General features: G+C 36.6%; 4 protein-coding genes. 2 read left to right on the top strand and 2 right to left on the bottom strand.

All coding sequences use genetic code 11. From position 1 onward, the window contains the following. Window positions 1-6: 6 nt before the first annotated feature. Window positions 7-1,452, bottom strand: coding sequence for a circularly permuted type 2 ATP-grasp protein (locus tag ACTBZY_RS18425; RefSeq protein WP_463047831.1), 1,446 nt, complete (start codon window positions 1,450-1,452; stop codon window positions 7-9). Between the two features lie 393 nt (window positions 1,453-1,845). Here ACTBZY_RS18425 and ACTBZY_RS18420 point away from each other — a divergent pair, with 393 nt between their 5' ends. Then, window positions 1,846-5,160, top strand: a complete 3,315-nt coding sequence (locus ACTBZY_RS18420; RefSeq protein ID WP_463047830.1) for a transglutaminase family protein — start codon at window positions 1,846-1,848, stop codon at window positions 5,158-5,160. Between the two features lie 804 nt (window positions 5,161-5,964). Here the strand turns inward: ACTBZY_RS18420 and ACTBZY_RS18415 are convergent. Further along, window positions 5,965-10,362: a 3-coathanger stack domain-containing protein gene (locus ACTBZY_RS18415; RefSeq protein WP_463047829.1), complete on the bottom strand. Its 4,398-nt coding sequence runs from the start codon at window positions 10,360-10,362 to the stop codon at window positions 5,965-5,967. Window positions 10,363-10,731: 369 nt separating this feature from the next. Here ACTBZY_RS18415 and ACTBZY_RS18410 point away from each other — a divergent pair. Further along, a partial coding sequence (locus ACTBZY_RS18410; protein WP_463047828.1) for a sensor histidine kinase occupies window positions 10,732-12,145 on the top strand: 1,414 nt, incomplete at its 3' end.

Below are 12,145 nucleotides of genomic sequence, written 5' to 3'. Positions count from 1 at the left end.
ATAAGTTTAATTAACTACCCAGGTATCTTTAGCACCACCACCCTGAGAAGAGTTTACAATAAGGTTTCCTTTTTTTAAAGCTACTCGCGTTAGCCCACCAGGTAAAACGTAAGTTTGGCTAGCTCCCTGCAAGCAAAAAGTCCGCAGATCCAAATACCTAGGTTCAAAGGTTTTGGTGTCTTCCATAAAAGTAGGAGCCATAGAAAGACTCATAATGGGCTGGGCAATATACTTTCTTCTATTTCCTGTAATGGTTTTCCTTACCTCCTCTATTTCCGCTTCGGTCAAAGTGTTTCCTATGGAAATTCCATATCCACCAGACTCATCTACAGGCTTTATAACAAGGTTATGAATATTTTCACATACAAATTTAAAGTCTTCTTCTATTTCACACCTGTAGGTGGGTACATTATTAAGTTTTGCTTCTTCTCCTAAATAAAACTTGATAATTTCAGGCATGTAAATATAAACAGCCTTATCGTCGGCGACTCCCGTCCCCGGTGCATTCACAAGATTTACATTACCCGCTTTATAGGCACGCATTATACCTGGAATACCCAAAGCAGAATCTTTCCTAAAAACTTCTGGATCCAAAAAGGCATCATCTATTCTTCTATAGATCACATGTACCTTAGCCGCTCCATTAATGGTTCTAGTATAAACACAGTCATTTTCTACATACAAGTCTCTTCCTTCTACCAACTCTATACCCATAGACTGTGCCAGCCATGCGTGTTCGTAATATGCAGAATTATAAACACCGGGTGTTAAAACTACGCAACGGGGCTCACAATCTATATTTTCCGGAGCAACAGACTGAAGCATATCCAAAAGATTAGAAGGATAGTCGTTTATCTGTCTCGTTTTATTTGCAATAAATAACTGTGGGAAAGTTTCTTTTAATGTGGTTCTGTTGGCATAAACATAACTTACCCCAGATGGACACCGAACATTATCTTCAAGAACATAATACTCCCCATCTTTATGTCTAATAACATCACTGCCACTGATATGGTTATAGATTCCTCCAGGTGGCACAAAACCTTTCATCACATCAAGAAAATTCTCAGAACTCTCAATCAGATCCCTAGGCACAATATTCTCTTTAAAAATCTCTTGCCCGTTATATATATCCTTTAAAAATAAGTTTATTGCCTTATTTCTCTGAACAATTCCCGCTTCCAGCTTGTCCCACTTAGACGCCGTAATTAATCTAGGAATCAGATCAAAAGGGAAAATCCTTTCGGTGGACTGCATTGTTTCAGAGTAAACGGCAAAAGTAATTCCCTTATTAAAGAAGATGTCTCTTGCTTCCTTGGCCAATTTCTCAAAACTGGCAGTGTCATAATTATCAAAATGTTTTGATAATATTTCATAATGTTTTCTAACCGTCCCATCGGCATCAAACATCTCATCGTACACGTCTCCGTTAGGTATGTAAGAGTTAATCATATCTTTAAGCTTCAATTTATTCCGTTATCTTGTACTCCAACGGGCATTTATATATAATATATGTACATAAATGAATTATAGATTTTGTAATTTAGCAAAAACGCCAACGATTATTTCGAATCTTAGGAAATAAAAACAAACAAAGTGCAAGAAATTCAGAAAGTAGTCCATTTTCTTACAATTACATTAAAAAAACAAAGCTAAATGACGCAGCAAGCTCTCTGATTCTCCAATTTACAATCTAAGAATATCACCAAAGCTATTGTGATGCCGAATTTTAAACAATCTTTGTATAGTTCTATCATTTTCTTGTGTTTATAGCACTTTTTATTTTAAACAATGCTCGTTAAAGCAAATAAAATATCATATTCATAAATCAATAAAGTACAATATATGTCCATAAGAGTCGCAATTCGCCATCAGATGCATTATGATTATGATAAATTCATCAATGTTTCACCTCAGGTCATAAGATTGAAACCTGCGGTACATTCTAGAACACCCATTCACTCCTATTCCTTAAAGATATCTCCAGAAAATCATTTTATCAATTGGCAACAAGATCCTTTTGGAAATTTTCAAGCTAGGGTTGTCTTTCCAGAAAAAATCAAAAATCTATATGTCGATGTAGAAGTTATTGCGGATTTAATAGTTCTGAATCCTTTCGATTTCTTTGTAGACGAATATGCGGAGAAATTCCCTTTTAAATACGACGATCAAATAAAAAAAGAGTTAAGTCCTTACTTTGAAATTAGTGAAGAAGGTGAACTTTTAAAAGATTTCTTACAAACTCAAGTCCCTAAAGAGGACATGCAGATTGTAGACTTCTTAGTTGCCATAAATCAAGCCCTATTTAGAAAGGTAAACTATACCATTAGATTAGAGCCAGGTATTCAATCCTGCGAACAGACCCTCGGTATGGCTTTAGGCTCTTGCCGAGACAGTGCATGGGTCTTAGTTCAAATTTTCCGCCATTTAGGCTTGGCTGCAAGATTTGTTTCGGGCTATCTCGTTCAGCTAACCGCTGACGAAAAGTCGCTAGATGGCCCTTCTGGGCCTGAGGCCGACTTTACAGATCTTCATGCTTGGGCAGAAGTTTTTATTCCTGGAGCGGGCTGGATTGGCCTAGATGCCACTTCTGGACTATTTGCAGGAGAAGGACATATTCCGCTATCCTGTACGCCATCTCCTGGAAGTGCGGCACCTATCACTGGTTTATTAGATGCTTGTGAAACAACCTTTAATTTCAAGAATGAGGTCATAAGAATTCATGAAGAACCTAGGGTAACTAAGCCTTATACCGATAATCAATGGCAAGACATCCTAAATCTGGGGGATAAAGTAGACCAAGATTTAGAAGCCATGGACGTGAGACTCACCATGGGTGGAGAACCCACTTTTGTATCTATTGATGATATGGAAGCGGCCGAATGGAATATTTCAGCAGATGGTTCTCATAAAAGAAAATTAGCACAAGAACTCACAAAACGTATCAGAGGAAGTTTTGCTCCAAATGGAATGCTTCATTATGGTCAGGGGAAACTATACCCAGGAGAATCTTTGCCAAGATGGCAATATGGATGTTTTTGGAGAAAAGACGGCTTACCTATCTGGGGCAATTCAGAATTAATAGCATCACCCAATAAAGAAGGAAAAAATACCACCGCGGATGCCTTAAGTTTTTTTCAAAAATTGAGCACTTTATTAAAGCTAGAAGAAAATGCCATTCTACCATCTTATGAAGACGCCTTTTACTTTGCTTGGGAGGAAGATAAACTTCCGCTCGATAAAGACCCTTTGAAGTTAAACTTAAAAGATAGCGTTGAAAGAAGAACCTTAACCGAGAACCTTAATAAAGGCTTAGGAAATACCACTGGATACGTATTACCTCTTAGATTTAACAGAAAAGAATCTTCTTGGGAAAGTTGCAAATGGCCTTTCAGAAAGAAAAACCTCTTTTTAGTTCCTGGAAATTCTGCTCTCGGTTTCAGATTACCGCTAAACTCTCTTCCTGAAGCCATTATGGAAGATGAAACTTTTCCTCGCGACCCATTTGCTCCGCTACCGCATTTAGAAGATTACGAAGCCAAGCTAAAGTCTAATACTGCCAGTACCAAAAAGACCCGTGAAGATATTTGTTTTAAAACGGCCTTATGTATTGAGGTAAGAGAAGGGCGTATTCATATCTTCTTACCACCTCAGGATCTTCTTGAGCATTATTTGGAATTGGTAGCGGCCATACACTTAGTGGCTAATGAACTTAATACTCCCGTTATTTTAGAAGGCTACGAGCCCTCCAGCGAAGGCAAACTCCATAAATTAATGGTTACGCCAGACCCAGGAGTTATTGAAGTGAATACACACCCATCTTCTTCTTGGAGAGAGCTAGTAAACACTACGCTTAACCTTTATGAGCAAGCTAAGCTTTCGCGATTAGGTACAGAGAAGTTCATGATTGATGGAAGACACACCGGAACAGGTGGCGGAAACCATATTACAATAGGTGGCATTACGCCAAAAGATAGCCCATTACTTAGAAGACCTAAATTGCTTCAAAGTTTAATTACCTACTGGCAGCATCATCCCTCTTTATCTTATCTTTTTAGCGGACCCTTTATTGGACCTACTTCTCAAGCTCCAAGAGTAGATGAAGGGAGAGACGATGTACTCTACGAACTAGAAATTGCTTTTAGTCAGGTACCTAAAGAAGAGAACCCTCCTCTTTGGATTGCAGACAGGCTATTTAGAAATTTATTGATAGATGTAACAGGAAACACCCACAGGGCAGAATTCTGTATTGACAAGCTTTACTCTCCATATGGCACTGCCGGCAGACAAGGTATTTTAGAGTTTAGAGGGTTTGATATGCCTCCTCACGCACAAATGAGTTTGGCACAAAATCTACTTATAAGAACACTCATAGCACGTTTTTGGAAGAAACCTTACGAAAAAAGATTAGTAAGATGGGGGACAGAACTGCATGATAAATTTATGCTAGAGCATTATGTAAGGCAAGACCTTTATGATGTGGTTTCCGAAATCCAAGAAGCTGGTTATAATTTTGACCGATCTTGGTTTGACGCCTTCATCGAATTCAGGTTTCCGGTATTAGGAAAGGCTCAATACGGTGATATTTCTCTAGAACTAAGATGGGCCATAGAGCCATGGAATGTTCTTGGTGAAGAAGTAACCTCTCAGGGAACAGCAAGATACGTGGATTCATCGGTGGAGCGTGTACAAATAAAAGTAAACGGCTGGAACTCTGACAGATACATACTGGCGTGCAATGACACCAAAATACCACTAAGAGCCACTAATCTTAAAGGGCAGTTTGTAGCTGGTGTTCGCTATAAAGCTTGGGCTCCCCCATCTGCTTTACATCCAACCATTGGCGTAGACACGCCTCTAACATTTGATATTGTGGATACTTGGAATAATAAATCTATTGGTGGCTTTACGTACCATGTGGCTCATCCTGGTGGACGAAACTATGATACCTTACCGGTAAACAGTATGGAAGCGGAGGCTAGAAGACATACCAGGTTCTACAGCGAAGGCCATACGCAGGGTTCTGTAAAAACCGTTCAGGAATATACCGCTGTAGGTAGATTCTTTGAAGAGAAACACGATACAAGAACCGTTAATATACCAATAGAAGAAAGTATTGGTAACCTTTCTACTACCTTGGATTTGAGGAAAAGGGGTTGATTAAATCAACCCTTATCGAATAAAGGAGATTTTAAAAATATGTAGGCTTACTAAATTCTGTAAGTCTACATAATAGATGGCCATTTTTATTCCGACTACCTTACATCTATTTTTTACAGTTGAATGCTATTTATAAAGGAGCGAGAAAAGCCTACAAATATTTGATAACACAACTAGGAAAACCTTCCTATTTTATATGAAAAATATTAGATATATCAAAACAGAATGTTTTAGCCCCATGACTTTATTATACTTCCGTCAACAGTCCCTAAGTCTTACTTCATAGCACTACTCTTATTCAATTTCACCTCAACTGTAAAATGTTCCGAAGTTGGATTTGGGAAAAGTTGTAAATCTATTTTATCTGAGTATAAAATAGGCTCAATGCCTATAGTTTAATTACTGTTAGAGTTTACCGTTTCATTCCCAGAAGTAATTACAACTGTATAATTTACTAACTCTTTCGCTTCATAATTTGTACCTGTAGCGGCCGAAATGTTATCTCCATCCTTTTGATAATGATTAGAATATGCTACCCAATATTTGTATTTAAAATTTCACTCATTAGGGAATTTACAGTAGTTGTAACGATTATATGCGATAGTGGTCGAAAGAAAGGTATCTAGAATTTCTTTTTAAAAATTCACATACATAAGGTTAATCTAAGCTTCATTTAAGAGCATCTCTTATCAAAAAAAATCCTAATGCCTGTAATTCTTTACGAATAACCCATTCTGTCACGAAGCAATTATTTGATTTAGAATGCATTACAAGTTTTCACAACCCCATTTTGAAATGCATTAGTTAATCACATCCCCCCATTTCTGCCTGAAATACTGTTCCATTTTCCGCTACAAAACCAGGGCTTAACTGAATGTTTTTGGCTTGATAAATAACTTTTGCAGAACCTGTTATGAAATTATTGGCCATAATTGTCCCTGTCGATTGGTTTGCTTGTTTTAATACATTACCAGTACTGAAATTATCAATAGTATTCAGATTTGATAAACTTAATGATGTAGCACAGCTATTCACTACAATACTAACTCGATTTGAACTGAGGCTACTGCACCCATTATTTGACTGACAATAAGCCCAATAATCAATGGTCTTTTTGGGGCTGACAATATTCGGACTACCTATTAAACCATAATTCCATTTTATATCATTAACTGTACTACATCCCGTTCCACTTATCGTTGCGGTTTGACCTAATTCAATCGAGTTTGGATTACCAAAAACAGCAGGTGGCACTGGTTTGGGATTAACAGTTATGCTAATAGTAGAAGTAGCTGGAATTGGAACGGAATTACAATTAGCATATAAGTCGGCGGTTATGGTATACTGACCCGCCATGCTAGCATTTGAATTGAACCGATAGACCGAGCTACTCGAACTGCCGGGGTCATTGAAAGAATAATAATATTTAAAACTATTTGGCCCTTCTATCTTATAATTTTTAATAGCCCCACCGTTATTTACTCCTATGTTAATACTCAAACTACTTTTTTCGCATGTTAACCCTGAATATAAAGATAAGCTTGGTTGTGGTGGATTTGAAATAACATTTACATACACTGTAGAAGTATATGTACCTATACAATTACCACTACTAATTATCGCCGTGGCTGTATATGTGCCTGAGCTTTGAATGTTCGGGATTGTAGTAGAAGTTTGACTAGTATTTGGATTTGAAGAGCTAGAAAAACCATTAGGGCCTGTCCAACTTAGATTCTGAATGTTACCTGTTGATTGGGTGTATAATTGTACATTTTGTCCTAGACAAATTGTACTTGACCCACTCACAAATGAACTAAATGAACAAGCATTGCCAACACAACTAGGGTTCAATACAAGACTAACTGTGGAAGTATATGCTTCTAAGCAATTGGGCGTAGTAATAGAAACCGAATATATTCCAGCAAGATTAGAAGAGGCCGAATTAGTTATTAAAGGATTATTTAAATTACTTATAAACGCATTCGGCCCTGTCCAATTATATGTCAAATTGCTGTTGGAAGAAATATTAGGTAAATACAAATTTTGACCTTCACAAAAACTACTCACAGTTGGAGTATAAAGACTTGGTTTTGAATTTGGCAAGACAGTGATGTAGCTTGTATAGGTACCTGTACATCCTCCAGAGAAGGTATTAACTAGTGTATAAACTCCTCCATCGGCATATTTAATCTTTGGGCTTTGTAATGAACTGTTAAAGGAATTTGGTCCAGTCCAGTTGTATGTGGCAATAGTATTTCCAAGTGTTGAGTGACTTGCATTTATTGTAGTAGAATCATCTGTACAACCATAACCATTATAGTATTGAGATGAAGAAGGATTTGGGTCTGTACTTACATTAACCGCAACTTTCGAGGTATAAGTACCTGTGCAGCCATTAGTTAATGTAACAGACAAAGTATAAAAACCAGAAGCTGCAGTGGTCAAATTTGATAATACAGGATTCCGGCTTGTGGAACTGAAAGCATTTGGTCCCGACCAACTGAAAGAAGCAATGGTTGGATAGGAGGGCAAAGTATTATCACTTTCATTAATTCTAGCTAACAATTGGTTACTGGCTGTTGGGCAGAGAAAACTTTGAGACGAATTTCCGGCTGAAATACTAGGTGGACCTACTAAAATACTTGTGGCAGCAGTACTAGTTCCACATGTTCCATAGTTGGCAGTTATAGTATATACTCCGCCTGAAGTTGAAGAAAGCGTTAAATTAGGATTTTGATTTGTTGATGTAAAACCTCCAGGCCCACTCCATTGGTAAGTAGCGACGATATTTCTATAAGGATTAAAACTTAAACTGCCTGTTGTTCCTGGGCAATTGTAATCATTTCTAAAACTTGAAGATATGTAACTTGACGGTGGCCCCAATATGATGCTGGTTGTTGCTGTACTTGTACCACAAGCACCAAAGTTTGCTGTCACAGTGTAAGTTCCTGCTGAATTTGCATTTAGAGTTAAATTTGGATTATACCCGCTCCCGCTATAGCCATTTGGGCCGCTCCAAGAATAGGTAGGAGATAAATTTCCATAATAACTTACATAAAGGTTTCCAGTTTCGCCAGGACAATTACCATAAATGATATTTGAATTAAAACTATTACTTGCACTTACACTAGGTGCCCCAACAGAAATTTCTACGGAGTCTTTTGCAATAAAACAATTATTTCCAAAAGTGGCTTGAACTTTATATTTACCCGCATGTATTTGTGTAATATTATTAATTACAGGATCTTCCAGAGTGCTGGTAAAATTATTTGGGCCAGTCCATTGGAATGCTGGAATTACGCCACCGCCATTGGAGGTCGTATTTATTGTTAGGTTAGTACCTTCACATACTTTTATTGCAGAACTATTAATAACAACATATGGATTATTAACACTAACACTTGCAGTGCCCGTAACGGTTGCACTGCACTGGGCAATTGCCGCAGATAATGTATATATGCCAGAGTTTGAACTAACCAAATTCGTAATTATTGGATCCTTCTGAGTACTTGTAAATCCATTTGGGCCTATCCATGAATAACTAATTGTTGGATTTGCCGATGTGTAGATTGTAGACGAGAGCGATGTGTTTCCGCATAAGTATCCCGAATTTCCATACACATATTTATCTACATTTTCATTTATGGCAACCGAAACAGTGGAGCTAGCCGTGGTACTACATCCAAAATTTATGACTAATGTATAAATACCGTTATTGTGAGTTGTAGTAAATGGAATGACGGGATTTGACAAGGCACTTGTAAACCCATTTGGGCCTGTCCAGCTGTATGTTTTATTTGTACTACTTGTAGAAGAAGAGCTAAAATATATGTTACCACATTTGTATGGAGTCCCAGTACTAATGGTATTTATAGACGGTGTAGGTACCAAGACATTCACTGTTTTCGATTTTGATTCACACCCAAAGTTCACGACTACACTGTAAACGCCATTTATCGAGCTGTTACTAGTACTGCTGATTGTAGGACTAGCTATATTGCTAGCAAACCCATTTGGACCCGACCACGAATATGAATTTGAATTGTTATATGAACTACTATTGTTGCTAATATAGGTTAAGCCACAGAATGTTGAATACGGTTGTAAAGAAATTACATTAGAATCAATATGTTGAGTTGGGGTACTAATTTCACAGCCGTTATAAGTGACTTTGGAAAAATAGGTACCAGTATCTGGTAATGTTATACTATTACTAGTTTGGTTTGCAATCTGAACATTGTTTTTAAACCACTTAAACGAATATCCATTACCTGAAGGGTAAGCGTACATGGTATTACATTTATAATTCCCACCTGACAAATAAGGGCTAAAACTATTTGAAATATTAAGTTGAGTGCTTGTTTTTGAACAAGAAGCCAATGCATCATTAATTTTCACTTTATATGCTCCTGCTTCTGCAGCAGCATAAGTAGCTTGATTGGCATTATTAATTAAATTATTATTTAAATACCATTCATAGCTCACGTTACTACTGGGACTGGCTGTAGCTGTAAGGAGTAAGTTAGTGCCTGGGCAAAGGGAATTAGCTGAGCTAGTTAAATTTAAAGTATTCGAACAAGTCGGTGTTGCCTGAAAACGTATCATCTCATTTGAGATCGATAAGTTACTATTTCCATTTAATGTACTTTCAGTCAGGTAATCTGTAAGATTATTAGCTTGGATTCCAATTGTTCTAGAATAGCCAGACGAAATATCAAGTATGTGCAATTCAATTTTACCGGTTGAACCTTCATACAATTGAATTTGGGCAGAGGTTAAATTGCCAGAATTAGAATAATGCTGGACATTTTTAAAATTTATTACCAATATACGATTTGGAGCTATTCCTGTAGTAAAGTAATTAATAGTCGGGGTTCCTCTACCACAATGTAAATCGGAATTAGCAAAACAAATTGAGTTGTAGAGTGAACTATTTGGAATTGAGGTTCTTCCCTTACTAGCAGGACCAAATGATAAAAGCCCGTTTGCACCTAAATAAAATTGCGTGTAGCTAATTCCATAAAAGTTAAAATCAAAACCAATGGGCAGAGCACTTGTAACATTATCATCTCCTAATGCAGTGATAGCCGTTCCTATACCAGCTATTTCAGCAATGGGAAGATTCCTTGTTAGCGTGTATGTTTGAGCAGATATATTTATACTAACAAGCATTACAATTAATAAAAGCAGTTCTTTTTTCATGGGTTAATTTCTAATTTAAACATCTCTTTTAAAGCCTTGCTATTCTTATAATGACCTTGAAATCAAAGGGGATATGTTTTAGTCTGAATCATGATGATGACATTTGATTTAATCATCTTGTTAAATTTTGTGTGGATATAGTGCTTTTTTAAATTCATTTAAAAAAAATTCCTTTTTCTTAATTCTGACTTTAACTAAATCACCTCAAAGAAAGAGTAATCTAAGCTCCATATATGAGCATATCTAATCAAAAAAAAAGCTCCAAATGTCTAAAATTCTTTACGAATAACCCATTCTGCGATACGAAGCAATTGTTTGATATAGAATAGATTAAATCCACTATTTTTGTTCTATAGCTATCAAAAACTATTGCTAAAACTTAGCCCTAAATATCACTTCCTATTCATTACCCTTTTTGTTTTCGTAAGGGTTAATCTCTATGCCCAATTTTCTCCTATTCAGCAAGAGAAAAAAACATATTACGATAGTGTTTATGCCGAAGCACAAAAAACGGGGGATACCAAACTTTTGGCGGAAGCGTATTACTTATATGGTAAATTCTGGGCATTTGAAAAGCAGCTGGCAAGAGCACAGCGGTTTTATCTTAAATCATTAGCCATTTTAGAGCCTCAAGGTCCTTCATACGATTTAGGTCGCATTTACCTAAGGCTATCTGAAATTCATATCGGATTGCTCAATAGAGCTGAGAGTATAAAATACACTAGAAAAGCTCTTGAAATTTTTGAAGAAATACATTCCGAAAAAGGCATAGACATTGCTCTTGGATCTTTAGCAGGAATTCTGGGTGCAGAATGGGGGATTTTTGATTCTCGAGGTACTGAAAAATCAAGTCAAATAGACAGCTCACTTTATGCCTTTTATCAACTTGAAAAAAAAGCGACAGCTAGAAATAACTTCAAACTCTTAGCCCCTATACATATTGCAATTGGCGAATTACTTGAAATACAAGGCAAAAAAGAAGCCATTAGATACTTAGAATCTGGAGTTAAGTTATTCAAAAGCGACTCTATTTCAATTGCCTCATCTGTTTCAATACTTAGCCTTGCAAACGGATACTCCACGTTCGGATATCCTAAAAAAGCTTTAGCCTTAATTAGCAAGGCTGATTCAGATTACCATGAGGTTTTCTTTCCCAACACTACTTTTGAAATATATCTAGCGAAGGCTAAGGTAGCCTACAACTTAGGTATTGGTGACACAAACACGGCATACGAAAACCATAAACTGCTGTTTAACATTGAGAAAAAACTAATATTACAAGATAGAGAAGCCGCTTTAACAAATTTAGAGTTGGCTTATGAAGACGAAAAGAAAACCGCTCAAATCTCTAAACAGGAGGGTTTAATTTACAGTCAAAGAAATATCATTGTTGCAAGTCTTTCATTTACTATAGTAGCCATACTTATTGGTACTATGCTTTATAAATTAAATAAAAAAAATAAAAAACTCTACATACAAAACCAACTCCTTTTGAAGGAACAAAACCACCGAGTTAAAAACAACCTTCAGGTCTTATCAAGCTTACTGAAACTACAAAGCCGTCGAGTGGTTGACGAAACAGCTAAATCACAATTAAAAGAAAGCCAATTAAGAATTCAAACTATAGCCTTACTACATGAACAGCTTCATAAATCCGATTCAATTAAAGACATCTCACTCACAGAATATTTACAGGATCTAATAAGTGGCATCTTATTCAATTTCAATTTAGAGTCTAAAGTAAAAGCAACACTAAAAATTGTAGACCTTAATTTAAGTTCGG

The organism is Arcticibacterium sp., assembly GCF_055134445.1.
The sequence above is the reverse complement of the archived record's forward strand: the minus strand, read 5'-3'. Positions and strand labels throughout refer to the sequence as shown.

What these genes read in the sequence shown, in the direction of transcription:
- ACTBZY_RS18420 (WP_463047830.1), top strand. Translation starts at nt 1,846, where the DNA reads ATGTCCATAAGAGTCGCAATTCGCCATCAGATGCATTATGATTATGAT.
- ACTBZY_RS18425 (WP_463047831.1), bottom strand. Translation starts at nt 1,452, where the DNA reads ATGATTAACTCTTACATACCTAACGGAGACGTGTACGATGAGATGTTT.
- ACTBZY_RS18415 (WP_463047829.1), bottom strand. Translation starts at nt 10,362, where the DNA reads ATGAAAAAAGAACTGCTTTTATTAATTGTAATGCTTGTTAGTATAAAT.